The organism is Streptosporangium nondiastaticum, from assembly GCF_003011965.1.
Lineage (GTDB): Bacteria > Actinomycetota > Actinomycetes > Streptomycetales > Streptomycetaceae > Streptomyces > Streptomyces nondiastaticus.
Genome location: NZ_PXWG01000027.1, coordinates 1 through 25,132 on the forward strand (window position 1 = coordinate 1; position 25,132 = coordinate 25,132).

The window sequence follows — 25,132 nt, forward strand, 5'->3', positions numbered from 1 at the left end:
GACCTGCGCCGCGTACGCGACCTGGCCGCGGCCATGCCGCCCGCCGCGCGCGCCGTGCCGCTCCCGGGCCCCGGCCCCCTGCTGCTCCCCGAGCCGGAGCAGCTCGTCCGCGCCTTCCTGGACGCGGTCGCCGACGGGCTGCCGCGCTCCCCCGCCGCGGCCCTCGCCGCAGGCGGTCCCGCCTTCGCCGCGGCCGAACCGCGCCGCCTGCCCGAGCAGCGCCCGTGGGCGGAGAGCGTCGCCGCCGGGCACGATGCGGGCGTACGGGTGTCCCTGCGCGTCGAGGCACTGGGCCCCCTCGGCGACGACGAGCACGCGGCCCCGCGCTTCCGGGCCGTCCTGCAGCTCCACAGCCTCTCCGACCCGGCCCTCGTGGCCGACGCCGCCGCGGTGTGGGCAGGCGAGTCGCCGGCAGGCGCGGCGCTCGGCCGGGACGCGCGCATGAAGGCGCTGCTCGCGCTGCGCCGGGCCGCCCACGCCTGGCCCGCGCTCACGCCCCTGCTGTCCGCCGCGGTCCCCGACGCCGTCGAACTCGCCGACGAGGAGGTGGGAGAGCTGCTGGGCGGCGCCTCCGCGGCGCTGGACGCCGCCGGGGTCGAGGTGCACTGGCCGAAGGAGCTCGTCCGCACGTTCACCGCACGCGCCGTCGTCGGCCCCCCGGACGGCGACGACGACGCCCCCGGGCCCGGCCACGAGCGGTCCGGCATGCCGTCCCTGCTGTCGGCCGACGCCCTGCTCACCTTCCGCTGGCGCTTCGCCGTCGGCGGCCTGGAGCTGACCCAGGACGAGCTGGACCGGCTCGCGGAGGCCGGCCGGCCCGCCGTACGGCTGCGCGACCAGTGGGTGCTCGTCGACCCCGAAGCGGTGCGCCGCGCCCACGGCCGCCAGGACCGCAAGCTCACTCCGGTCGAAGCGCTGGGCGCCGCCCTGACGGGCAGGGCTCCCACCGAGGAGGGCGACGAGGACGGCCCTCAGGTCGACGTCCGGCCGACCGGCTGGCTGGCGGCGCTGCGCGACCGCATCGCCGACCCCGAGCACGACCGCGAGCCCGTTCCCCCGCCCGCCGCGCTCGCCGCCACCCTGCGCGACTACCAGCTGCGCGGCCTGGACTGGCTGCACCGGATGACCTCGCTCGGGCTGGGCGGCTGCCTCGCCGACGACATGGGGCTCGGCAAGACCATCACCCTCATCGCCCTCCACCTGCACCGGCAGACGCTCCCCGACGCGGCCGGCCCCACGCTGGTCGTCTGTCCCGCGTCCCTGATGGGCAACTGGCAGCGGGAGGTCGAGCGGTTCGCCCCCGGCACGCCTGTACGCCGCTTCCACGGCGCGTCACGGTCTCTGGAGGGGCTGTCCGGCGGGGAGTTCGTGCTCACCACGTACGGCACGATGCGGCTCGACGCGCAGCAGCTGGCAGGCACGTCCTGGGGCCTGGTGGTCGCGGACGAGGCCCAGCACGTCAAGAACCCGTACTCCGACACCGCGAAACAGCTGCGCACGATCGGCGCGAAGGCGCGCGTGGCGCTCTCCGGCACGCCGGTGGAGAACAACCTCTCCGAGCTGTGGGCGATCCTCGACTGGACGACTCCCGGGCTGCTCGGCCCGCTGAGCCGGTTCCGCAAGCGCTACGCCCGGGCCGTCGAGGGCGGCGCGGACCCGGCCGCGGCCGAGCGCCTCGCGGCCCTGGTCCGCCCGTTCCTGCTGCGCCGCCGCAAGTCCGACCCCGGCATCGCGCCGGAGCTGCCGCCGAAGACCGAGACGGACCGCGCGGTGGCGCTCACCAAGGAGCAGGCCGGTCTGTACGAGGCCGTGGTGCGGGAGCTGCTCGCCGAGGTCGAGGCCGCGGACGGCTTCGAGCGGCGCGGCCTGATCGTCAAGCTGCTGACCGGCCTGAAGCAGATCTGCAACCACCCGGCGCAGTTCCTCAAGGAGAAGTCCCCGCGGATCGCCGGGCGCTCGGGCAAGGTCGAGCTCCTGGACGAGCTGCTGGACACGATCCTCGCCGAGCGGGCGAGCGTGCTGGTCTTCACGCAGTACGTGGCGACCGCCCGCCTCCTGGAGCAGCACCTGGGGGCGCGCGGCGTCCGCACGCAACTGCTGCACGGCGGCACGCCCGTCCCGCGCCGCGAGGAGATGGTGCGCCGCTTCCAGGACGGCGAGGTCCCCGTCTTCCTGCTGTCCTTGAAGGCCGCCGGCACGGGCCTCAACCTCACCCGGGCGGAGCACGTCGTGCACTTCGACCGGTGGTGGAACCCGGCGGTGGAGGCGCAGGCGACCGACCGCGCGTACCGGATCGGTCAGACGCAGCCGGTGCAGGTGCACCGGTTCGTCACCGAGGGCACGGTCGAGGACCGGATCGCCGAGATGCTCGTCCGCAAGCAGGCCCTGGCGGACGCCGTCCTGGGCAGCGCCGAGGCCGCCGTGACCGAACTGACCGATGCCGAGCTGGCGGATCTCGTCGCACTGAGGGGGAACGGACGTTGACCGGACAGGAAGTCACCGGCCGGGCGGAGCGCACCTTCGAGGCGCTGCCGCCCGAGAGCGTACGGAGCTCGGCACGGACCTGGTGGGGCCGGGCCTGGCTCAAGGCGCTGGAGGACACGGCGCTGGACGGCCGGCAGGTGAAGGCGGGGCGCAGGCACGCGCGCGCGGGCGCGGTGGGCGCTGTTTCGGTGCGGCCCGGCCGCATCACGGCCGTCGTACGGGACCTGGGCGGCACCCCGTACCGTGCCGACGTGGCGGTGCAGGAGTTCGGTGCCGCCGACTGGGAGCGCCTCCTGGAGCTGGTGGCGGGTCAGGCCGGGTACATCGCGGCGCTGCTCGACCGCGACATACCGCCGCACCTCGCCGAGGACGCGCTGGCGGCGGGAGTGGAACTGCTGCCGGGCATCGGAGACCTGGAGCCGGAGTGCTCGTGCGGGGCCTGGGACCACTGCGCGCACACGGCGGCGCTGTGCCATCTGATGGCGCTGCTGCTCGACCGGGACCCGTTCGTGCTGCTGCTGATGCGCGGGCGCGGTGAGCGCGAGCTGCTGGACGAGCTGCAGGAGCGCAACGCCGCGGCCAAGCCGGACCGGCCGCCGGGGCACGGCGCCGGGCCCCGTTCCGGGGTGCCTGCCGCGGAGGTGTTCGCCGCGGCCTCCTCCGTGCTCCCGCTGCCGGATCCGCCGCTCCCGGTGGAGGCTCCCGGCCGTTCTCCGGTCCTCGGCGGCGACGTGGCGCCCGCGCCCGGACTGGACGCGGAGGCGCTGGAGTTCCTGGTGGCGGCCGCGGCCGCGCAGGCCCGGCAGCTGCTGGCCGAGGCGCTGGCCCCGGGTCACGAGCGCGCTCCGGCCGCGCGGGAGCTCACGCTGTGGGAGGACGCCGTACGGCTCGCGGCGGCCGGCCCGGACGAGCGGATCGCCGGACGGCTCGCGGCGGGCTGCGGCCGGGAGCGGTCCGGACTCGACCGGGCGGTGCGTGCGTGGCGGCACGGCGGGCCCGCCTCGCTCGCCGTGCTGGACGAGGAGTGGACCCCGGAGCCGGAGGACCTCGCGCGCGCCCGCGCCGGGCTGGCGGCCGCGTGGCCGGAAGAACAGGCTCCGCCGCTGCGGGCCGCGCGCAACCGCTGGACCGTGGTCGGCGGGGACGCGCAGCTGCGCTACGGAAGGGACGGCCGCTGGTGGCCGTACCGGAAGGAGGGCGGCCGCTGGCAGCCCGCAGGGCCCTGTGAGAGCGATCCGGCGGCCGCGCTCTCCGCGCTCCTCACGGACACAGCCCCCGGTGGCCGATGATTCAAAGGCTCAGAGGAATAAAAAGGAACCTTTCATAGGCAACCCCGAGGATTCTGCCGATCAGCGACAGATTATGGTGATCTACAGTTCAATCACCTTCTGGTCACGGAAAGGCCCTTTGGGATGGTTTTCGCCCTGCTCCGCCGGTTCACGCGTTTCTCCGCTCCGGAGACCACGCCGATTCCGTTCGGAGCGGGGGCCCTCGACTGCACCGTGGCGGACACGGCGCAGTCGCCGCTGCACAGAGCCGAGGTCTCCGTGCGGGACGCCGCCGGGCAGGAAGTGGTGCACGGTCAGACCGACCCGCACGGCCGGTTCGCGACCACCCTCGCGCCCGGCGAGTACAGCCTCGCGCTGTCGGCCGACGGGTTCCGGCCCGTCCTGCGCACCGTCACCTGCGCGGAGGGCGCCGCCACCTCCCTCGGCACGGTCGCGATGGAGACGGCCCCGGCGCCCGCCATGCCCGCGCCGGGCGCCTGGCGCATCGACCCGGACCACACGGCGGTGCGCTTCATCGCCCGGCACATCGGACTCGCCGAGGTGCACGGGCGCTTCAACCGTTTCGAGGGCACCCTGTGGATCGCCGAGGACGTCGAGCGCTCCCGCCTGGACGTCGTGATCGACACGGCCAGCATCGACACGGGCGTCGCCCAGCGCGACGAGCACCTGCGCTCGGCGGAGTTCCTCGACGTCGCCCACTACCCGTACATGCAGTTCACCAGCGAGCGGTTCGTCCACCGGGGCGGGTCGCGGTGGACCGTGCAGGGCGTGCTCAACCTGCACGGCGTCAGCCGGAACATCGCGCTGGACACCCGCTATTTGGGGATCGGCACCGGCATCATGGGCGAGACCCGCACGGCCTGTTCGGCCTCGACCGAACTGCACCGCGAGGACTTCACCCTGGACTGGCGCTCCATGCTCCGGCGCGGAATCGCCATGATCGGCGCCACCATCAGGGTCGAGCTCGACATCCAGGCCGTCCCGCAGCAGGCTCCCGCCGTCTGACGGCCCGTGCGCGGCCGGCGGTCAGCGCCCGCCGGTGCCGCCGGAGACCGGGAGCAGGCCTGTGGGGAAGCCGCTCGGCAACGCGGTGGGCCAGGACGTGGGCAGGCCGCTCGGGAAGCCGCTGGGCAGTCCGGACGGCATCGCCGTGGGCCACTGGGACGGGAACCCGCTGGGGAGCGTCAGCGACGGCGACGCGGACCCGCCGGGCGACGAGCCGTCACCCGGCCCGCCCTGCTTGCCGTCCTTGCCGCCGACGACGAGGACGGCGCCCAGCCCGAGCCCCGCGACCGCCACCAGAGCGGTCGCGAGGAGGGCGGCCCGGCGCCCGCCGCCGCCCCGGCGAGGAGGCGGCGGAGGCGCGCCCCACGGCGGTTGGGCGGGCCCGAAGCCGCCCGGGGGCGGGCCCGGCGGCGGCCCGTACGGCGGTCCAGGTGGAGTGGCCATGCGGCCAGCCTCCCTCCGGGCACGCACACACCGGACGGCGGTGACGGTACCGCCACATAATCCGCCCCGGACCGGGACATTCCACCTTCAGGTCACCCGCGGACGCGCCGAAGGTCAGGCGAGCCGGCCGGGCGCGTGCTCAGCCTGCCGCGCGCAGGAACGCTTCGAGGCCCGCGAGGTCGTCCGTGTTGAGGTAGTCCACCCCGGCGGAGAACAACGCACGCCACACCGCCTCGCGCGCCGGACCCGGCTGGTCCGGCGTGGCCCAGAACCGTACGGTCCGGCCCTCGGCGTGCGCGGCGGAGACGATCTGCCGGAGGCGGGCCTTCTCCCGGGCCGGCATCGGGCCGTTGCCCTGCCAGCCGAAGATGCTGTTCCAGTTGTCGCTCACCAGGGGGATGAAGGACGCGGGGGCACCGGCGCCGAGGTCGGCGAGCCGGCCGTCGTAGAACGCGTGGCGCAGCCGCTCCTCCGCCATGGGCCCCCGGGCGCTCCGGTCCCCCGAGATCACGGCGGTGACGGCTCCCCGGCGTATCCGGCCGTCGGCGCAGGAGGTGAACAGCGTGCCGTACCGGCGCAGCCGCCGCGAGAGCTCCCGGTACGTCGCGGCGCCGTCGGTCTTGATGTCGACGAGCAGCTTCAGCGAGAGGTTGTACCCCTTGTAGACCCGGCCGTGACCGGCTCTGACGCGGCGCTGCAACGGGTCGAGGTACAGCGCTTCGAGGGTGCGGGACGGGTCGAGGCCGGACGCGTCGTGGGCGACGAGGAGCTCGCCGTCCACGAGCCAGATGTCCGCCTCGACGCTGCCGAACCCGTGGGCGAGCGCATCGGCCAGGGGGTGGGGGTGCTCGTAGTCGTTGTGCGCGTGCGCCCGGCGCAGCGGCGGCTTGCCCGGCGCGCCGGACGCGTCGCGCCCCACGGCGGCCGGGGCGGCGAGGGCCGGCGGGGCGAAGGATCCCGTGAGCGCGGCTCCGATGGCGGCTCCGAAGGCGGTGACGGCCGCGCGGCGCGAACGAGGGCTCATGGGGCTCATGGCAGCTCTCCCAGTTCTCCAGGAACTCCCGGGTCGGTGTGGGCCGGTGCGCGGCGGCGGTCCGTCCGCACGGGCCGTACGTGTGAGTATCCGGGCCCTCCGGGTCCCTGGGCAGGGATGTGCCGGGAGTTGCCCGCGCCGACGCCGACGCGTTCCCTGACGTTCTTTCGCACGGCCCGTCGCTTTCGCACGGCCCGTCGTTCTTTCGCGTGGCCTGTCGCTCTTTCGGGGCATGGTGAACCGTTCTGCTCCGTGCCAGAGTTGACGGGACCTCTGGGGTGACTGTGAAGAGACGCAGAAGACGTGTGCGCTCGGTACTGACGGTTCTGGTGGCGTGGACCTCGCTGGTCGGCGGGGGCACCGCCCTGGCGGATGCGGGTGACCGGCCCGCGCTGCGACTGGGGGCCCCGGCCCCCGTCGCACCCGGTGTGGACTACCGGGAATTCTCCCTGTCGGCCTCTCACGGCCCGGCGTACGGGCACGTGCTGAGGGTCGATCTGAGCGAGCCGGGCGTCTCGCTCGACCTCTTGCACCCGGGCTCGGTCGCCGCGCGGGCGACGGTGTCGCGGATGACGGCCGCCCGCGGCGCGGTGGCCGGGGTCAACGGCGACTTCTTCAACATCACGGAGACCCAGCACCCGGGCGTCGAGGCCACGGGCGCGCCGGTCGGCCCGTCCATCGCGGGCGGCCGCCGGCTCAGTGCCGCGGTGCCCGACGGCCAGCGCTTCGGGCCGGTGCTGCCCCCGGGCGCCACCACGCGGGACGTCATCGGCCTCGGCACCGACGACAGGGGCCGGCTGGACCGGCTCACGCTGAAGGGCACCGTGACCGCCAAGGGCAGGAAGCTGCCGCTGCGCGGCCTCAACCAGTACGCCCTCCCGGTCGGCGGGATCGGCGCGTACAACTCCTCCTGGGGCTCGGCGTCACGGCTCCGGGCGACCTGCGGCACGGACGCCGACAGGGCCGCCCCCTGCACGGACGACACCTACGAGCTGACGGTCCGGCACGGCAAGGTGGCGGGCGCGGCGCACAAGCCGGGCCACGGCGCGATCCCCTCGGGCACGCTGGTGCTCGTCGGGCGCGAGGCGGGAGCGCGCGAGCTGCGCCGGCTGAAGGACGGTGACGCGGTGCACGTCGAGGAGCGGCTGCAGCCCGCCGGGCAGGGAGCGTTGCGCTTCGCGGTCGGCGGCTTCCCCGTGCTGCGCGACGGCCGGCTGCTGTCCGGGCTGGACACCACGACCTCCGCGGTGCGGACCTCCGCCGGCGTGGGCGGGGACGGCCGGCTGTTCTACCTGCTGGCGCTCGACGGCGGCGCCGGCTACCGCACGGGGCTCACCGTCGCCGAGCTCGCCGACCTGATGCGCGATCTGGGCGCCGACGACGCCGTGAACCTGGACGGGGGCGGCTCCAGCACGCTGGCCACCCGCGATCCGGACAACGGGCGGACAACGGTCCGGAATCATCCGTCGGGCGGCGCGGAACGGCCGGTGGCCAACGGCATCGGCGTTTTCCTCCGAACGTAACATCATCGATCAATCCACCCTTTTGAGTGACTGCGCCCGCCGATATCCCGCTGCTAGCTTCGAAGGCGGTCAAGGGGAATTCTTCGGCACGCCCGCAGCCCGTCCGTCGGGGCCGCGGGCTGTCCATAACGGATGGGTGGGCATTCCGATATGACGACGTCAGTGGAGACCGGCACCGACGGCAATAACGGCCCCGGCCGGCTGAGCCTGGGCACCGAGGCCGCACGGAATCTGGCGACCACGACAAAGTCCGTACCGCAGATGCAGGGAATCACCTCGCGGTGGCTCCTGCGGATGCTGTCATGGGTGCACGTCCCGGGCGGCACGTACCGGGTCAACCGGCGCCTGACACACACGCTGGGCGACGGCCGGGTCGAGTTCGTCTCGACGGGCGCCGACGTCCGGGTCATCCCGGCCGAGCTGGGCGAGCTCCCGCTGCTGCGCGGCTTCGGCGACCCGGCGGTGCTCGAAGCGCTCGCGGGCCGCTTCACCCAGCAGGAGTTCCGGCCGGGCGACGTCCTGGTGGAGGCCGGGCAGCCGGCCGACCAGGTGGTGCTGGTCGCCCACGGAAAGCTCAGCAAGGTCCGCGAGGGCGAGTACGGGGATCCGGCCGTCCTCGGCGTCATCGCCGACGGCGGCTACTTCGGCGACAAGGCCCTGGCCGCCGCCTCCGAGAGCAACTGGGACTTCACCGTCAAGGCCGTCACCGCCTGCACCGTCCTGACCCTGCCGCGGCAGGCGTTCCAGGAGGTCCTGGAGGGGTCCCAGGAGCTGCGCTCCCACCTGGAGGCCTTCCGCGAGGCCTCCGCCCGCCCCCGGAACGAAGAGGGGGAGTCCGCCATCGACGTGGCCGCCGGCCACGCGGGCGAGCCGGTGCTGCCCGGCGTCTTCGCGGACTACGAGCTCTCCCCGCGCGAGTACGAACTGAGCGTCGCCCAGACCGTCCTGCGCGTCCACACCCGCGTCGCCGACCTCTACAACGAGCCCATGAACCAGCTCGAACAGCAGCTGCGGCTGACCATCGAGGCCCTGCGCGAGCGCCAGGAGCACGAGATGATCAACAACCGGCAGTTCGGCCTGCTGCACAATGCCGACCTCAAGCAGCGCATCCACACCCGCAGCGGCCCGCCCACCCCCGACGACCTCGACGAGCTGCTGGCCACGGTCTGGAAGGACCCCGGCTTCCTGCTGGCGCACCCGCGCACGATCGCGGCGATCGCCCGCGAATTCAACCGGCGCGGAGTGTATCCGGACAATGCCACCGTCGGCGGCCACTCGATTCCCGCCTGGCGGGGAATTCCCATCTTCCCGTGCAACAAGATCCCGATCAGCGAGAACGGCACCAGCTCCGTTCTCCTGATGCGCACCGGAGAGGAATCCCGGGGTGTCGTCGGGCTGCACCGCACGGGAATTCCCGATGAATACCAGCCGAGCCTCTCCGTGCGTTTCATGGGCATCAGCGACCAGGCCATCATGTCCTATCTGGTGAGCGCCTACTACTCCACCGCCGTTCTGGTGCCGGACGCCCTCGGAATTCTGGAGAACGTCGAGATCGGGCACTGATCCCGCCGCCGTACCACGCTCCGCGCACCACGTTCGCGCACCTGCGGACCCGCGAGCCCGCGGATCCGCGCCGAGTACCGCACACAGATGGGTGACAACCAGCTATGACCACGTCAGTCGAGTCCGGAGAGGCCGCACCGTCCGGGGAGGCCCAGCTCAGCCTCGGCACGTCAGCGGCACGCCAGCTCGCCACGACGACCAAGTCCGTACCGCAGATGCAGGGGATCTCGTCCCGCTGGCTGCTGCGCGTGCTGCCGTGGGTGCAGGTGTCGGCCGGCACCTACCGGGTGAACAGGCGGCTCACGTACACCGTCGGGGACGGCCGGGTCGAGTTCATCTCGACCGGCTCGGAGGTCCGGGTCATCCCGCCGGAGCTCGGGGAACTGCCCCTGCTGCGGGACTTCGGCGACAACGACACGCTGGAGGCGCTGGCGAACGGCTTCATCCAGCGCACGTACGCCGCCGGTGACACGCTCGTCGAGGCCGGCACGCCGGCCGACCAGATCTTCCTCATCGCCCACGGCAAGCTCAACAAGACGGGCACCGGCAAGTACGGCGACGAGACCGTGCTCGGCGTGCTGGCCGACGGTGACTACTTCGGCGAGCAGGTGCCCCTGGAGCCCGACGGCACCTGGGGATTCAGCGTCCGTGCCGTGACCCGCTGCACGGTGCTCGCCCTCCCGCTGCAGACCTTCCAGGAGCTGGCCGAGCGCTCCGAGGCGCTGCGCGCGCACGTCGCGGCGTTCACCTCCCGCCCCGCCAAGCCGACGAACAAGCGCGGCGAGGCCGACATCGCGGTGACGTCCGGCCACGTCGGCGAGCCGGCCATCGCCGGCACCTTCGTGGACTACGAGCTCTCCCCGCGCGAGTACGAACTGAGCGTCGCCCAGACCGTCCTGCGCGTCCACACCCGCGTCGCCGACCTCTACAACGACCCGATGAGCCAGCTCGAACAGCAGCTGCGGCTGACGGTCGAGGCGCTGCGCGAGCGCCAGGAGCACGAGATCGTCAACAACCGCGAGTTCGGCCTGCTGCACAACGCCGACATCAGCCAGCGCATTCACACCCGCAGCGGCCCGCCCACCCCCGACGACCTCGACGAGCTGCTCGCGCGCCGCCGCAAGACCAAGTACATCCTCGCCCACCCCCGGACCATCGCGGCGTTCGGCCGGGAGTGCACCGCCCGGGGCCTCTACCCGCAGTCCATCGACGTCCTGGGCTCCTCCGTGCGCTCCTGGCGCGGTGTGCCGCTGCTGCCCTGCAACAAGATCCCGATCAGCGAGTCGGGGACGAGCTCGATCCTCGCGATGCGGACGGGCGAGGAGAGCCAGGGTGTCGTGGGCCTGCACCAGACGGGCATCCCGGACGAGTTCCAGCCGAGCCTCAACGTCCGGTTCATGGGCATCAACGAGCAGGCGGTCTCCTCGTATCTGGTGAGCGCCTACTTCTCCGCGGCGATCCTCGTGCCGGACGCGCTGGGCGTCCTGGAGGACGTCGAGATCGGCCGCTAGGGCGCGCCGGAGGATGACGCCTCGGGCCGGGTCCCCCCGACGGCGGGGCCCGGCCCGGGCGGCGCGGACCCGGTCAGGGGCGTACGCCGCTCACGATGCGGGCCGTGGTGGACAGGCCGTCGGAGATCGTCGGCGCGATGCTCGTGCTCGCCAGGAGGAAGCCGAGCAGAACGCAGACCAGGGCGTTCGACACCTTCAGCGAGCCGCTCCGCATGAACACGACCACCAGGACGAGCAACAACAGGACCACGGAGAGCGAAATGGCCATGGCGAACCTCCTGGGTGGTGCGGTTGTCCGCCAGTCTGGCCCACCGAGCGCCCCGGCCCGGCGCGCCGCGTGTACTCCATTCAGGTACGAGCGTCGCCCTCCGGGCCGCCGCGCTCGGCAGGCAGGCCGCCCGCAGGGTGCCTAGGCTGGCGGAATGAGCCGCACAGCCGCCGACAGCAGGCCTTCCGCGGAGCGGCCCGCCCCGGCTCCCAAGGGCCGTGAGGGCGGGGAGCGCGAGTCCGCGTGGCGGCGGCTCCTGCACCGGGTCCCCAACGGCTTCGCGGTCTTCTTCGGCGCCCTCGGCCTGTTCTGCGCGATCACCTCGCTGATCGTGCCGCTGCGGCGGGCGGTGGGGCCGCTGACGGAGGCGCTCGACACGCTGACCGTCCCCACGGCGCCCAACCTCGCGTACGCGGTCTTCCTGCTGCTGCTCGCGACGGCGATGGCCGCCCGCAAGCGGGTCACCCTGTGGTTCGTCCTGGCCTATCTGACGCTGCTGCTGATCGCCGACGCCCTGCTGCTGGCGGTGGGCTACTGGGACACGATCCCCTCGCTGGTGCTGTGCGTGGCGGCGATGACGCTGCTGGTCCTGGCCCGCCGGGAGTTCTACGCGGCGTCGCGCCGGGGGGCGTTCCTGCGGGCGCTGCTGGTGCTGGCGGCGGGGCTCGCCGTGGCGATCCTGGTGGGCTGGGGCCTGGTGTCGCTGTTCCCGGGCTCGCTGGAGCGCGGGGCGGGGAACCGGCTGCTGTTCGTCGCCAACAAGGTGTGCGGCGGGCTGGTGAGCGGCCGGCACTTCACCGGCCATCCCCCGCACTGGCTGTACTTCCTGCTCGGGCTGTTCGGCGCGCTGGCACTGCTGAACGCCGCCATGGCGCTGTTCCGCTCGCAGCGCCTGGAGGCCGCGCTGCACGACGACGAGGAGCCGCGGATCCGCGCCCTCCTGGCCCGCTACGGCGGCCAGGACTCGCTCGGCTACTTCGCGACGCGCCGGGACAAGGCCGTGATCTTCTCCCCCAGCGGCAAGGCGGCGGTGACCTACCGGGTCGAGGCGGGCGTCTGCCTGGCGTCCGGCGACCCGCTGGGCGACCCGGAGGCGTGGACTCCGGCGATCGACGCCTGGCTGGAGGTCGCGGGCCGCTACGGCTGGCAGCCGGCCGTGATGGGCGCCAGTGAGGCGGGCGCGAAGGCGTACGCCCGCTCGGGGCTGGGCGCGCTCCAGCTGGGGGACGAGGCGATCCTGCAGGTCGCCTCGTTCGACCTGGACGGACGCGAGATGCGGGTGACGCGGCAGGCCGTGCACCGGGTGGAGCGCACCGGCGCCACCGTACGGATCCGGCGGCACTCGGCGCTCACCGACGAGGAGATGGGCGAGGTCATCCACCGGGCGGACGCCTGGCGGGACACCGAGACCGAGCGGGGCTTCTCGATGGCGCTGGGCCGGCTCGGCGACCCGGCCGACGGCGACTGCCTGCTGGTGGAGGCCTTCGACAGCGAGGGGACGATGATCGCCCTGCTGTCGTTCGTGCCCTGGGGCCGGGACGGGGTCTCGCTGGACGTGATGCGCCGCGACCGGGCGGCGCCCAACGGCGTCATGGAGTTCATGGTCGCGCAGCTGTGCGCGCAGGCCGGGCGGTTCGGCGTCAAGCACATCTCGCTCAACTTCGCCGTGTTCCGCTCCGCGTTCGAGGAGGGGGCGCGGATCGGGGCGGGGCCGGTGCTGCGGCTGTGGCGCAAGCTGCTGCTGTTCTTCTCGCGGTGGTGGCAGCTGGAGGCCCTCTACCGCTCGAACGTGAAGTACAACCCCGAGTGGCACCCGCGGTTCCTCTGCTACGCCGACGCGGGTGCGCTGGCGCGGATCGGGCTGGCGGCGGGCATCGCCGAGGGCTTCGTCGCGGTGCCGAGCCTCGGTCAGCTGTGGAGCCGGGGGCGGGCCAGGGGCGTCACCAGCCCGGCGTCCACGGCGGGCCTGCCGCCGCTCTCCGAGCTGGGCCTGGAGGCCGGCGCCGAGGAGGCGGGGGCGGACGGGCTCGCGGGGCTGCCGGAGCAGGTGCGGGTGCGGCGGCGGAAGCTGGAGCTGCTGCGGGCGGCGGGCGTGGACCCGTATCCGGTCGACGCCCGCCGCACGCACACGCTCGCCGCGATCCGTGCCGCCCACGCGGGGCTCCCGCCGTCGTCCCGCACGGGCGAGCGGGTGACCGTGGCCGGCCGCGTGCTGCTGGTCCGCAACCACGGCGGGGTCGCGTTCGCCGTGCTGCGCGACTGGTCGGGCGACCTGCAGCTGACGTTCGCCCGCGAGGACTGCGGCCGCGAGGGGCTGCGGCGCTTCGCCACGCACATCGACCTCGGCGACCACGTCGAGGCGGAGGGCGAGATCGGCACCACCGACCGCGGCGAGCTCACCGTCTTCGTGAGCAGCGCCCGGATGACCGCCAAGTGCCTGCGCCCGCTGCCCGACAAGCGGCACGGCCTGAGCGATCCCGAGGCGCGGGTGCGGATGCGCTACGTGGACCTGGCCGTCTCGCCGGAGGCCCGGCGGACGGTGCGGGCCCGCAGCACGGCCGTGCAGGCGCTGCGCCAGGGGCTGCTCGACCGCGGGTTCCTGGAGGTCGAGACGCCGATGCTGCAGCAGATCCACGGCGGCGCGAACGCCCGGCCCTTCACCACGCACATCAATGCGTACGACCTCGACCTGTATCTGCGGATCGCTCCGGAGCTGTATCTGAAGCGGCTGTGCGTGGGCGGGATGGAAAAAGTCTTCGAAATGGGCCGCACCTTTCGCAACGAAGGGGTTTCGTACAAGCACAATCCGGAATTCACGATGCTGGAGGCGTACCAGGCGTTCGCGGACTACGACGTGATGCTCGACCTGACGCGCGAGCTGATCCAGGCCGCGGCGGAAGCCGCCCACGGGTCGGTGGTGGCCCTGCGCCGGGACGCCGGCGGGAAGCTCGTCGAGCACGACATCTCCGGGCCGTGGCCGGTGAAGACCGTCTACGGCGCGGTCTCGGAGGTCCTCGGCGAGGAGGTCGACGCGGACACGCCGGTGGGGGTGCTGCGGCGGCACTGCGACGCGGCGGGGGTGCCGCACCGGCCGGAGGACGGGCGCGGGGACATCGTGCTGGAGATGTACGAGCGGCTGGTCGAGGAGCGCACGGAGCTGCCCGTTTTCTACAAGGACTTCCCCACCGACGTCTCACCGCTGACGCGGCCGCACCGGGTCGATCCGCGGCTCGCGGAGCGCTGGGACCTGGTCGCGTTCGGCACGGAACTGGGCACGGCGTACTCGGAGCTGATCGATCCGATCGAGCAGCGGCGCCGACTGACCGCGCAGTCGCTGCTGGCGGCGGGCGGCGATCCGGAGGCGATGGAGCTGGACGAGGACTTCCTGCGGGCGCTGGAGTACGCGATGCCGCCGACGGGCGGGCTGGGGATCGGGGTGGACCGGCTGGTGATGTTCCTGACGGGGCTGTCGATCCGGGAGACGCTGCCGTTCCCCCTGGTGCGGAGGCGGTGACAGCCCGGCATCACTAAAAGACTTCCTTTGGGAATGGGATAGAATTCTTTATTTGCCTTATAGATCGGCCGTTGTTAGCTTGCCGATATGACCTCGGCACAGCGCACCAGCATTCCGTGGGCTCCGATGGCGGCGACCGCGCTGCTGTGGGGTTCCGCCTTCACCGCCATCCAGGTGGCGCTGCCGGACTACTCCCCGGCCGCGATAGCCCTCCTGCGCATGGCCATCACCGTCGTCCTCCTCCTGCCGTGCCTGTTCCTCGGGCGGATCGGCCGGCTGCGGCGCGCCGACGCGCTGCGCATGGCGGCCTTCGGCCTCACCGGGATGACGGCCTACCAGGTGCTGCTGTGCGCCGGCGAGCAGAGCGTGGACGCGGGCACCGCGGCCATGCTGATCGCCGCCTCCCCGGTCTTCACCACCGTGCTCGGCATGGCCTTCCTCGGCGACAGGCCCGGCCGGCGGGGCCTCGCCGGCCTCGCCGTGGCGCTCACCGGTGCGCTCACCGTCGCCGTCACCTCGGGCGGCGGGAGCGGTTCGCTCATGGGCGCGCTCATGGTGCTGGGCGCCGCCGCCACACAGGCGACGTCGTTCGCGCTGCAGAAGCCGCTGCTGAAGAAGTACTCGGGCGCGGAATGCGTCTTCTACGGCAGCCTGTTCGGCATGCTGCCGCTGCTGGCGACGGCTCCCGGGGCGGTCGGGCAGATCGCGGCGGCCGACGGGCACCGCACGCTGGCCGTGCTGTGGCTGGGCGTCGGCTGCACGGCGATGGCCTTCTGGACCTGGTCGCGGACGCTGCGGGCCACGACGGCGTCGACGGCGTCGCTGGTGCTGTACGCGGTGCCGGTCGCCGCGCTGCTGCTGGACGCACTGTTCCTCGGGAACCTGCCGTCGCTCAACGCGGCCGGGGGCGGGCTGCTGGTGCTGGCCGGTGTTGCCGTGGCCACGGTGCGGAGGGCTTCTCCGCAGCCGGCGGAGCCGGTGGTCGAGCGGGAGCTCGTCGGCAGCGAGCGCTAGGTTCGGGGCTCCGCCCCGGACCCCGGTCCTCAGACGCCGGACGGGCTCTTCTCGGCCCTGAGTTCGTCCCAGTGCACCGTCTCGTCGCACCAGCGGTCGAGCAGCACCCTGTCGTGTCCCACGGCCAGCAGCCCCGCGCCGCTCCCGGCCCGGTAGTCCTCCACGACCGCCACGAGAGCGGCCGTCGTCGACGCGTCCAGCATCGCCGTCATCTCGTCGCAGATCAGCCAGCGCGGGCGCAGGACGAGGGCCCTGGCCAGGCAGGCGCGCTGCAGCTGGCCGTCGCTGACCTCGTGCGGCCGCCGCCTGAGGAGTTCCCCGGAGAGCCCGACGCGCTCGGCCAGTGCGGCCACCGCCGCTGCCGCCTCGGCCCGCCGGCCGGTCGCCCGCAGCGGTTCCGCGATCAGGTCGGTGAGCCGCATGCGCGGGTCCGCGGCGAGCCGGGGCTGCTGGAAGACCACGCCGAAGGCCGTGCGCTGCTCGCGCGTGGCGCGGTGACGCGCGCCCCGGACGGGGTCGCCGTCGACGACGACCGTGCCGGAGTCCGGCCGGTGCAGCAGGGCGGCCACCCGGGCCAGGGTGGACTTGCCGCAGCCGCTCGGGCCGAGCAGGCCGACGGACCGGCCCGGCGCGATCGTCAGGGAGACGCCGCGGACGACGGGCCTGCGCGGGTCGTACCCCGCGGTGATGCCGCTCAGCTCAAGCACGCGAGGTCTCCTCCGGGTGGTGGCAGGCGACGCCGTCGGCGGTCGCCGGGAGCGTCCCGCAGCGGTCGCTCGCCCGCGTGCAGCGGGCGGCGAAGGCGCAGCCGGGCGGCAGGTCGCCGAGTTCGGGGGGCACGCCGGGGATCGGGGTGAAGGCGCGCTCGGGGAGGGCGTCGAGCAGGGCGCGGGCGTAGGGGTGGCGGGGCCCCGGCTCGCCGAAGAAGGCGGGAGCGGCGGAGATTTCCACAATGCGGCCCGCGTACATGACGGCGACGCGGTCGGCGATGCGCCGGGCCGCCGCGAGGTCGTGGGTGATCATCAGCAGGGCGCGGCCGGCGTCGGCGTGCCGCCGTAGTTCGTCCACCGTGCGGTCGACGAGCTCGCGGTCGAGGCCGGTCGTGGGCTCGTCGGCGAGCAGGAGGGGGGCGTCGCCGACGAGGGCGAGGGCGGTGGCCGCGCGCTGTGCGAGGCCGCCGGAGAGCTGGTGGGGATGGCGGTCCAGGTGGGTGGCGGGGAAGGCCGCCCGCTCGGCGGCGGCTTCGGCCGCCGCCCGCAGTCCGGCCTTGCGGACGCCCGTCAGCTCCCGGACGGTCTCCTCCAGCTGGGAGCGCACGGTGCGGACGGGGGTCAGGTGCGCGGAGGGGCTCTGCGGCACGAGGCCGATGCGGCGGCCGCGTACGGTGCGGGCGAGGGTGCGCTCGCCGGCGGTGAGCAGGTCCAGGTCGCCGAGGAGGGCCCGGCCGTCGGTGCGGGCGTTTCCGGGCAGGAGGCCGAGGAGCGCCGAGGCCAGGACGGACTTGCCGCAGCCGCTCTCGCCGATGAGGGCCAGGCATTCGCCCGGGCCCAGCTCGAACGAGGCGTCGGTGACGGCGGCGATCCGCCGCCCGCCGCGCATCCGGAACCGTACGGAGAGGTTCTGTACGGACAGGACGGGGCCGGGCGGCACAGGGCCGGACGGTACGGGAGCGGACCGTGCGGGGCCGGAGGTTGCGGGGCCGGACCGGGCGGGGCCGGAAGTCGCGGGGCTCACAGCGTCAGCTCCGATCGGCGCCTGGGGTTGAGCCGTTCGCGCCACGCGCCCGCCAGCCCGGCCACGGCCAGGGTGGGGACGATGATGAACAGCCCGGGGAAGAGCGTCGGCCACCAGTCGCCGGCCAGCAGGGAGCCACGGGCGCTCTGGACCATGTTGCCGAGGCTCGCCTGGTGCGTGGGCAGGCCCAGGCCCAGGAAGGACAGGGCGGACTCGTGCCAGATGGCGTGCGGGATCATCAGCACCGCCGCGAGCCCTGCCTGCGGCAGGACGGCCGGGAGCAGATGGCGGACGGTCACCCGCCACCGTGACGCGCCGCCGGACACCGCGGCGTCGACGTACGAGCGCGAGCGCAGGGACAGCACCTCGGCCCGTACGATCCGGGCCGTCGACAGCCAGTGCGTGACGACGACGGAGGCGACCACGGGCCAGACGCCCGGGCGGAACATCGTGACGACGAAGATGCCGAGCAGCAGGTGCGGCACGGACGAGAAGAGGTCGACGATCCGCATCAGGACGCGGTCCGCCCAGCCGCCGAGCGCACCCGCCGCCGCGCCGACGGCCGTGCCGATGACGGTGGCGGCGAGAGCCGCGGCGACGCCGACGAAGAGGGAGACGCGAAGCCCGTAGACGCTGCGCAGCAGCAGGTCGCGGCCCACTTCGTCGGTGCCGAAGGGGTGCGCCCAGGAGGGCGCCTGAAGCTTGGCGGCCAGGTCGACGGCCTGTTCGTCGAGGGGGACGGCGAACGGCACGGCCAGCACGGCGAGGACGACGGCTGCCGTGACGGCGGCGGAGACACCGGTGCGCACGCGGTCAGCCATCGAAGCCCACCCTCGGGTCCGCCAGGCCGTACAACAGGTCGGACAGCAGGTTGCCCACGAGCACGGCGGCCGTCGCGAGCACGGTCAGGGCGGCGAGCAGCGGGAAGTCGACCTTGGTCGCGGCCTCCACGGTCGCGGAGGCGATGCCGGGCCAGCTGAAGACGGTCTCCACCAGCAGGGCGCCCGTGATGAGTTCGGGGACGCGGGAGCCGGTGAGGGTGAGTACGGGCAGCAGGCCGGAGCGCAGGGCGTGGCCGAGCAGGACGGTGCGTTCGCGCAGGCCGCGGGCGCGGGCGCCGCGCACGGGGTCCTCCGCGAGGGCGTCACCGACGCCCTGGCGCACGTACAGCACGAACCACGGCAGCTGGGAGACGGCGAGGACCGCCGCGGGCAGGACGACGTGGGAGGCGATCTGGCCGGGCGTGGCGGTGTCGCTGCCGGTGTCGGTGAGGCCGCCGGCGGGCAGGGCGTCGAGCTTGAGGGCGAAGAGCCAGATGGCGAGGAGGCCGAGCCAGAACGGCGGGGCCGCTTCGAGCGCGTACGCGAGCGAGGTCACGGCCCGGTCGAACAAGCCGCCGCGGCGGCGCGCCGCGAGGACGCCGAGCGCCGTTCCGGCGGTGACGGCCAGGGCGAAGGCGATGCCGCACAGCAGGACGGACCAGCCGATGCGTTCGCCGATGACCTGGGCGACGGGCTGGCGGAGCGAGGCGGAGACGCCGAGGTCGCCGGTGAGGGCCGAGGTCAGCCAGTCCCACCAGCGGGCGGTGAAGGGCCGGTCGGCGCCGAGGTTGTCGCGCAGCTGGTCGAGGACGTCCTGGCGGGCGCCGAGCCCGGCGCTGCCCGCGTACGCCTTCGCCGGGTCGAAGGGCGAGGCGGCGGCGAGGGCGAAGACCCCGAAGGTGACGGCGGCGAGGACGGGGACGGCGGCGAGCAGCCGCCGTCCCGCCATGCGCGCCATGGGCCCCCACGGGAGCCCGGTGGTGCTGCGGGTCACTGCTCGGGCTGCCAGTCCTCGACGTTCCACCAGGGGCCGGCGCCGAGGCCGTGGTCGTGCGGCTCGACCTGGGTGGAGAGGTCCTTCCACTCGTCGTTCATGACGTAGAGGTGGTCGACGTGGGTGAGGAAGGTGTAGCCGGGGTTGTCGGCGAGGCCCTGCTGGACCTTGTCGTAGGCGGCCTTGCGGGCGGCCTTGTCACCGCTGCGCCGGCCCTCCTCCAGGGCCTTGTCGACGTCGGGGTTGCTGTAGGCGGCCATGTTGTTGAAGCCGTTGAGGGCCAAGGAGGAGTGCAGCAGGTTGTAGAGGTCGAAGTCGGGGTCGGCGGGGTTGCCGCCGCCGGCGAGGACCGCGTCGTCCTTCATGCGCGGCTCGATGACCTCCCAGGTGCCGCTCTGCACCTTGACCTCGATGCCGGCCTTCTTGGCGTCCGAGGCGAAGGCGAGGGCGTGCTCCTCGCGGAGCTTGTCACCGGCGGGGAACCAGAGGGTGAAGGAGGCGCGCTGCCCGTCCTTCTCCCGGATGCCGTCGCCGCCGGGCCGCCAGCCGGCGTCGTCGAGGAGCCTCTTCGCCTTGTCCGGGTCGTACGGGCGCTCGGTGCCCTTGGCGAACCAGTCGCTGTCGGTGGGCACGGGCCCGTACCCGGCGCGGCCGGCGCCTTCGAGGAGCTTGTCGACCATGGCCTTGCGGTCGACGGCGAGGTCGAGGGCGCGGCGCACAGCGAGGTCGCCGGTGACCTTGTCGGCGGCGGGGAGGGTCACGCCGCGGAAGTCGGTGGTGCGGGCGGTCATGGTCACCTTGGACTTGTCGCCCTTGAAGCCCTTGGCGAGGTTGGGCGGCAGGATGGCGCCGTCGAGGTCGCCGGAGCGCAGCCGGGTGGCGCGCACGTCGTCGTCCTTGATGATCGCCATCGTGAGCTTCTTGACCTTCGGCTCGCCGCCCCAGTAGCCGGGGTTGGCCTTGAAGGTCAGCTTCTCGCCCTTGCTCCAGCCGGTCAGGACGTACGGTCCCGTGCCGATGGGGGCGGTGTTGAAGGAGCCGGAGTTGACGTCCTGCCCCTTGGCCGCGTGCTCGGGGACGATGGGCAGCACGGTGCGCTCGGCGAAGGGCGCGTACGGGTACTTGAGCGCGAAGACGACGGTGTCGTCACCGGCGGCGGTGACCTTGTCGATGGCGTCGAGCTCCCCCTTGGCGGCGTTGTTGGTCTTCTCGTCCAGGATGGTGCGGTAGGTGAAGACCACGTCCCGGGCGGTGAACGGCTTGCCGTCGCTGAACTTCACGCCTTTGCGGAGGGCGAAGGTGTACGTACGGCCGTCGTCGGTGACCTTCGGCAGCTCGGCGGCGAGGGCCGGCCGGAGCTTCATCGAGGCGTCGCGGCGGAGCAGCCCGTCGAAGATCTTGGAGTTGCCGTCCTTGCCGTAGCCGAGGAGCGGGCTGAGCGTCTCGGGTTCGTTGGCCAGGCCGACGACCAGGGAGTCCTTGTCACCCTTGGCGCCGCCGCCCCCGCCCGGTGTCGAACAGGCCGCCGCGCCTGCCGCGAGAACGCCTGCCATGGCCGTGGCGGCCACTCCCCGTACGGACCGGGCCGTCATGCCCCACACCTCTGCTCGATTGCTTGTGCTTAGTCACTTGCTTTTGCGAACCAGTCGCAATTAAACAGTATGCAAAGTTACGGTCATGAGGTGGGGTCGGAGGAGCCCAGGTCAGGGGCGTGGGGCGGGGCGGATAGGGGAGGGCAGGGAGCCAATCCGGGAGCCACCGGCTGTTGACCGCCCTGCCCGAGGGACATCCGGATCAGGCTGAACCGTCGCCGAAGATCTCGTCCATGGCCTCCGCGCCGGACGTAATCACGGGACGCAATTGCTTCCGGTACACCTTCTCCGTCGTGGCGGTGCCGTCATGGCCGAGGACGCGGGCGATCTCCTCGATCGGCATGCCGTGGTCCGACAGCAGGGACACGAAGCTCGTCCGCAGTTCTCGCGTCGTCCATGCCTTGGGGTTCTCGAACCCCGCTTCTCCCAACAAGGTCCTGAAGTGACGGAGCACGTCCACCGCGTCGCGCTGCTCTCCCGCGTCTCCGGGGAAGACAAGCCTGTCGTCACTCCACGTCGAGTCGTCCCCATGGGCCTGCATCTGCTGTTGCTTGTAGGCCTGCATCACCGCCTCGACCTGGCGGGGCATGCGGAGGGATCGGCGGCTCTTCCTCGTCTTCGTCTCCCCGTGCCGGCGAACCGATCGCCAGACTTCGACATAGGGCCAGGACCCGTCAGCGCCGGCGAAGTGCACGTGCCGCCAGGTGAGCGGCCGTTCTTCTTCTGTACGCACGCCGACGAGCAGTGCCAGGACGACGTAGGCGTGAATCCAGCTGCCCTTGCAGGCTCTGAGAACCATCTCTGCTTGTTCGAGGCTGAGCGACTTGCTCGGGCGACCCGGGCGCCCGTCGGGCAGTTCGACGAGTTCCGCCACGTTCCGCCGCACGCGCTTCCTGCGTTGTGCATGGCTGATGGAGCGGCGAAGGATCGAGAGCACGATCTTCAGTGACTGGTCCGCGAGGATCTCCGCCTTCACGTCGAGCCACTCGTCCAAGTCGTCGGCCTCCAGGTCGCGCAGCTTGGCGCTACCCAGGTCCGCAATGACGTGGTTGTTCGCGAGGCTGCGGTACGTCGTGAGGGTTCCTTCTGCGCGCCCCTTCAGGCCTGACGTGAACCATGCCTCCACCGCCTGACCGACGGTGTACCGCGCGGACGACTTGACGCCGGCGTCAAGCTCCTTCTTGAGTTCCTTGAGTTTGTCCCGGACTTCCGTCTTGGTCTTGCCTGTGATCTTGGGGCGGTGGCGCTTACCGGTCGCCGTGTACCCGAGGGAAATCGCGCCTATGCAGCGGCCCTTGGACTTGTCCCAGTAGATCGAGTTTTCTCCGTTGCCTGCCTTGCGGGCTTTTCCGAGCCGATCGGTCATGCGCGGCTCTCAGCGACGGACGTCTCGGCCTTGAGCAGTTCGACGTAATCGTCGATGTACTCCGCGGGTACCAGGCGCCGGCGGCCACGGCGGACGGTGCGGAGTCTGCCGAGACGTATCTCTTCGTAGGTGGTGCTGCGGCCGATGCCGAGGATCTCCGCCGCTGCTTCAACGCTGTGCAGGCGGCGGCGCGGTGCGCGAGTGGCGATCACGCTGGGGTGGTTGGGCACGGGTCAGCTCCTGGCGGTGAGGGTGGGGGCGCAGCCGGGGTGGGTGGTCTCGCCGGTGGCGACGAGGAAGTCAGCGAGTGGGGTGTCGCACTCGGTGCACCGCGGGGTGGGGGTGGGGTCACCAGAGAGAAGGTACGAAATAGCGTTCCCAGCGGTCCCAGCGTCCCCCCTCTCACGTTTATGCAGGTCAGAGGGGGTGGCGTGGGGGGACGCTGTGCGGGGGTCAGCGTCCCCCTCGGCGGGGTGGGGGGATGCTGAGGCCCCTTCGCTAGCGTCCCCCCTGTTTCCGCAGGTCACGGACGGTTTGGAGGCTTGGGGGGACGCTGGGAACGCTGTTTCGCACCTTCTCTCTGGTGATGCGGTGAGGCAGTAGAGGCGCTGCTTCTTCGGCTTGGGTCCGCGCTGGGAGTCGTCGACCTCGATGCCGATCGTCCGTAGCGCGGGGGCGAGGCGTTTGAGCTGGCCGCCGGCGCGGGTGGAGTCCTTGGGCCACTTCTTGGGGAGCTTGTCGGGGGTCTCGACCGCTTCGAGCAGTTGGCTCGCCGTGAGGGTCACGCCGTCGGGGCCGGCTTTGTCGACGAGGTCGACGACGGCCTGGGCGAAGGGTTCGCCGTCGAGGACGTCGGCGACTGCGCCGGCGGCTGTGGCGCGGTAGGAGTCGAGGGTGTGCCAGCCGGTGACGTTGTCGACGGCGGCCAGGACGCGGGCGAAGTCGGCCATGCGGGGCCGTTCGGTGAGAGTGACCTTCGGCAGGGCTTTGAGGACCTGGGCGAGGAGGTCGAAGAGGCTGGCCAGGATCGCGGAGTGCGCGTCGGCGTACGCGCGGTTGAGTTCGGCTTCCTCGCGGCGTTTGTGGTCGGGGATGAGCTGCAGCTCGATGGTCAGCAACCGCTCGGCCAGGTCGCCCGCGAGGGCGCCGGCGTCGATCGTGGTCATCGCCAGGACGCGGCGGAATTCGAGCACGACGACGTCGTCGTCGGTGTACAGGGCGCGGTCGACGATGCCGTCGCCGGTAACAGCGCGGCACAGTGCGTCGGAGAGCCAGTCCGGGACGATCGAGACGTTGTCGAGGCAGATGGCCCAGGAGTTGAAGGCCTGCACGGCCCAGGACTTCAGGTCACGCGGTGCGGTGCGTTTGGGGGCGCCGGAGGGATCGACGATGCCGATGACCATGGCGGCGCTCCAGGACTTGCCGGTGCCCTGTTCGCCGCGGAAGGTCAGGATCGGGTGGGGCAGGTCCGGGATGAAGGCGGCGACGAGCCAGGCGACCAGGAGGCGGAAGCCGTCGTCGGTGATGTTGAGCAGCTCGCGGAGCTGGGCCAGGCCGTCGCCGTCGCGGACGGGTTCGGGCAGGGGCTTCATGGCGCCGGATCGGCGGAAGACGACGGGGGATGCGCCCAGGCGCTGCCAGCCGTCGGGGCCGATAGCGACGCAACGGCCGTCGGTGGTGCCGAGGTCGACGATGATGCGGTCGTCGTGGCGGGCGACGCGTAATTGGGGCGTGCGGGGGTTGGCCATAGCGGCGACTCCTTCCAGAACGGTCATGGCGTCGGCGAGCGCCGACTGTGAGGGAACAGTGCCGTGATGGGTGTCGGCGAAGATGCGAGCGAGCTGCGAGCGCAGGCCCGCTTTGCCGCGGAGCGGTAGCGCGATGTTGGGGCCGCCGACGGGGATGCCATAGGGGCGGCCATCGTCGGACATGAACAGCTCGTAGCGTTCGCGGGCGAGGGCGGCCAGCAGTGAGGCTTGTGAGGGACCTTTCTTGTCGGGGTCGACGCCGTTGTTTTCCAGGAGTTTCCGGGCCAGGTCGGCGCTGCTGGTCCGGGTGGTGCCGTTGACGTGCGTGGTCACCGGCTGCTCCGGCCGCCGCGGCGTGCGGCAGAGGCGACGGTGGCGCGGGCTTCAGCCTCGGTCAGGCCGACGTGGCAGGCAGCCTCGATGAGGGCGGCGGCCAGTTGCGGGCCGTCGACCGACTCGCGGGCCCGGCAGGCGGCCCAGTACAGACGGCTGTTGCGCTCCCCCGGCGGCGCGTCGAGTACGAACTCCACCAGGGCGACGGCTCGCCTCCCGGACATGGGCACCGCGGCCGGCGATGCGCTGTGGTGGCCTCCGGCCGGGCGGAGGAGTTGCAGTAACGGCGGTGGAACCGAAGCGACGGGCAATTGGGCCGTGGTGGGGTCAAAGACGTAAGTGCCGCGCAGCGTGCGGGAGCCGGGGCCGACGAGGTAGCCGCCGGTGCCGCGGATGTCAATTCCGGGGGCCAGGCGGCCCACCGAGTTCGGGATGACCGCGCCGTCGGGGGCGGAGAGCCACAGGTGGCGGCCGCCACTCGGGGTGAGCACGGTCGGCGTGGGCGGAACTTCGAAGCCGTGAGCGTTGGCGAGCTGCTGGAGTGCGGCCGGTCCGTCGTCGCCGTTCTTCACGTCCAGGTCCAGCCCGATGAGGTGGTGTGGAGGCCGACCGCAGGCAATGCCGTAGCCGGTGGCCCAGGGGGCTGCGTCGAACAGGACTCGGATCGCCTCAGGGTCGGTGGTGGCGTCGTGGACGCCGTGTCCGATGCGGCCGCATTCGCCGCGGCAGCGGCGCGTGGTCCGCGGTTCGTCACGGTGCGGGGAACGAACGGCTGGGATCTTCGTGCGGGACAGGGGTATCACTGCCAGCCCTCGGGCGGCGGCAGCCACGGCGAGTTTCGCGGAGGCGGCCGGAGGGTGGTCGGGGCCTGTCGGGTGCATGTGGTCGTTCTCCTG

Annotated in this window: 20 protein-coding genes; 8 read left to right on the forward strand and 12 right to left on the reverse strand. The window is 72.7% G+C overall.

Annotated features, from left to right (window positions below):
• The 3 genes from B7P34_RS13305 to B7P34_RS13315 all read left to right on the forward strand — a co-directional run.
• Positions 1 to 2,484, forward strand: a 2,484-nt coding sequence (locus tag B7P34_RS13305) for a DEAD/DEAH box helicase (RefSeq protein WP_106676143.1), incomplete at its 5' end; no start/stop codon positions are given.
• A complete protein-coding gene (locus tag B7P34_RS13310; RefSeq protein ID WP_106676144.1) occupies positions 2,481 to 3,773 on the forward strand; it encodes an SWF or SNF family helicase in 1,293 nt (430 codons plus the stop codon). The genes B7P34_RS13305 and B7P34_RS13310, both read left to right, overlap by 4 nt.
• A 123-nt stretch (positions 3,774 to 3,896) precedes the next feature.
• Positions 3,897 to 4,778, forward strand: coding sequence for a YceI family protein (locus B7P34_RS13315; RefSeq protein WP_106676146.1), 882 nt, complete (start codon positions 3,897 to 3,899; stop codon positions 4,776 to 4,778).
• Between the two features lie 21 nt (positions 4,779 to 4,799).
• Here B7P34_RS13315 and B7P34_RS36740 read toward each other — a convergent pair whose 3' ends face one another.
• The gene (locus B7P34_RS36740; protein WP_146166811.1) at positions 4,800 to 5,222 is read right to left on the reverse strand and encodes a hypothetical protein; all 423 of its coding nucleotides are present in this window, start codon (positions 5,220 to 5,222) and stop codon (positions 4,800 to 4,802) included.
• A 139-nt stretch (positions 5,223 to 5,361) separates the two neighbouring features.
• A complete protein-coding gene (locus tag B7P34_RS13325) occupies positions 5,362 to 6,246 on the reverse strand; it encodes a phosphatidylinositol-specific phospholipase C/glycerophosphodiester phosphodiesterase family protein (RefSeq protein WP_106676150.1) in 885 nt (294 codons plus the stop codon).
• A 314-nt stretch (positions 6,247 to 6,560) separates the two neighbouring features.
• Here B7P34_RS13325 and B7P34_RS13330 point away from each other — a divergent pair, with 314 nt between their 5' ends.
• From B7P34_RS13330 to B7P34_RS13340, 3 genes are all read left to right on the forward strand, one after another.
• Positions 6,561 to 7,778, forward strand: coding sequence for a phosphodiester glycosidase family protein (locus tag B7P34_RS13330; protein WP_106676152.1), 1,218 nt, complete (start codon positions 6,561 to 6,563; stop codon positions 7,776 to 7,778).
• Between the two features lie 150 nt (positions 7,779 to 7,928).
• On the forward strand, positions 7,929 to 9,341 hold the full coding sequence (locus tag B7P34_RS13335; protein ID WP_106676153.1) for a family 2B encapsulin nanocompartment shell protein: 1,413 nt from the start codon (positions 7,929 to 7,931) through the stop codon (positions 9,339 to 9,341).
• Between the two features lie 104 nt (positions 9,342 to 9,445).
• Positions 9,446 to 10,852, forward strand: a complete 1,407-nt coding sequence (locus B7P34_RS13340; RefSeq protein ID WP_106676155.1) for a family 2B encapsulin nanocompartment shell protein — start codon at positions 9,446 to 9,448, stop codon at positions 10,850 to 10,852.
• A gap of 73 nt (positions 10,853 to 10,925) precedes the next feature.
• Here B7P34_RS13340 and B7P34_RS13345 read toward each other — a convergent pair whose 3' ends face one another.
• Positions 10,926 to 11,120, reverse strand: a complete 195-nt coding sequence (locus B7P34_RS13345; protein ID WP_106676157.1) for a hypothetical protein — start codon at positions 11,118 to 11,120, stop codon at positions 10,926 to 10,928.
• 154 nt (positions 11,121 to 11,274) lie between these two features.
• On the opposite strand from B7P34_RS13345, the gene lysX reads away from it, so the two are divergent.
• Both lysX and B7P34_RS13355 read left to right on the forward strand, forming a co-directional pair.
• The gene (gene lysX / locus B7P34_RS13350) at positions 11,275 to 14,634 is read left to right on the forward strand and encodes a bifunctional lysylphosphatidylglycerol synthetase/lysine--tRNA ligase LysX (RefSeq protein WP_106676159.1); all 3,360 of its coding nucleotides are present in this window, start codon (positions 11,275 to 11,277) and stop codon (positions 14,632 to 14,634) included.
• Between the two features lie 87 nt (positions 14,635 to 14,721).
• Positions 14,722 to 15,648, forward strand: coding sequence for a DMT family transporter (locus B7P34_RS13355; RefSeq protein WP_106676160.1), 927 nt, complete (start codon positions 14,722 to 14,724; stop codon positions 15,646 to 15,648).
• A 29-nt stretch (positions 15,649 to 15,677) separates the two neighbouring features.
• Here B7P34_RS13355 and B7P34_RS13360 read toward each other — a convergent pair whose 3' ends face one another.
• The 9 genes from B7P34_RS13360 to B7P34_RS13400 form a co-directional block, all read right to left on the reverse strand.
• The gene (locus B7P34_RS13360; protein ID WP_106676162.1) at positions 15,678 to 16,355 is read right to left on the reverse strand and encodes an ABC transporter ATP-binding protein; all 678 of its coding nucleotides are present in this window, start codon (positions 16,353 to 16,355) and stop codon (positions 15,678 to 15,680) included.
• Positions 16,348 to 17,298 carry an ABC transporter ATP-binding protein gene (locus B7P34_RS13365; RefSeq protein ID WP_223267814.1) on the reverse strand — a complete coding sequence of 317 codons (951 nt, stop codon included), beginning with the start codon at positions 17,296 to 17,298 and terminating at the stop codon, positions 16,348 to 16,350. The genes B7P34_RS13360 and B7P34_RS13365 overlap by 8 nt, the downstream gene beginning before the upstream one ends.
• A gap of 80 nt (positions 17,299 to 17,378) precedes the next feature.
• A complete protein-coding gene (locus tag B7P34_RS13370) occupies positions 17,379 to 18,203 on the reverse strand; it encodes an ABC transporter permease (RefSeq protein ID WP_106676164.1) in 825 nt (274 codons plus the stop codon).
• Positions 18,196 to 19,197: an ABC transporter permease gene (locus B7P34_RS13375; RefSeq protein ID WP_223267815.1), complete on the reverse strand. Its 1,002-nt coding sequence runs from the start codon at positions 19,195 to 19,197 to the stop codon at positions 18,196 to 18,198. The genes B7P34_RS13370 and B7P34_RS13375 overlap by 8 nt, the downstream gene beginning before the upstream one ends.
• A complete protein-coding gene (locus B7P34_RS13380; RefSeq protein ID WP_106676166.1) occupies positions 19,194 to 20,789 on the reverse strand; it encodes an ABC transporter substrate-binding protein in 1,596 nt (531 codons plus the stop codon). Before B7P34_RS13380 ends, B7P34_RS13375 begins: the two co-directional genes overlap by 4 nt.
• Before the next feature lie 202 nt (positions 20,790 to 20,991).
• Complete coding sequence (locus tag B7P34_RS13385) at positions 20,992 to 22,155, reverse strand: site-specific integrase (protein ID WP_106676168.1); 1,164 nt, start codon at positions 22,153 to 22,155, stop codon at positions 20,992 to 20,994.
• Complete coding sequence (locus B7P34_RS13390) at positions 22,152 to 22,385, reverse strand: helix-turn-helix domain-containing protein (RefSeq protein WP_223267816.1); 234 nt, start codon at positions 22,383 to 22,385, stop codon at positions 22,152 to 22,154. Before B7P34_RS13390 ends, B7P34_RS13385 begins: the two co-directional genes overlap by 4 nt.
• A 3-nt stretch (positions 22,386 to 22,388) precedes the next feature.
• Positions 22,389 to 24,236, reverse strand: coding sequence for an ATP-binding protein (locus tag B7P34_RS13395; RefSeq protein WP_223267817.1), 1,848 nt, complete (start codon positions 24,234 to 24,236; stop codon positions 22,389 to 22,391).
• Entirely contained in the window at positions 24,233 to 25,117 is an 885-nt protein-coding gene (locus tag B7P34_RS13400) for a bifunctional DNA primase/polymerase (protein WP_106676170.1), read from the reverse strand. Before B7P34_RS13400 ends, B7P34_RS13395 begins: the two co-directional genes overlap by 4 nt.
• Between the last annotated feature and the right edge of the window lie 15 nt (positions 25,118 to 25,132).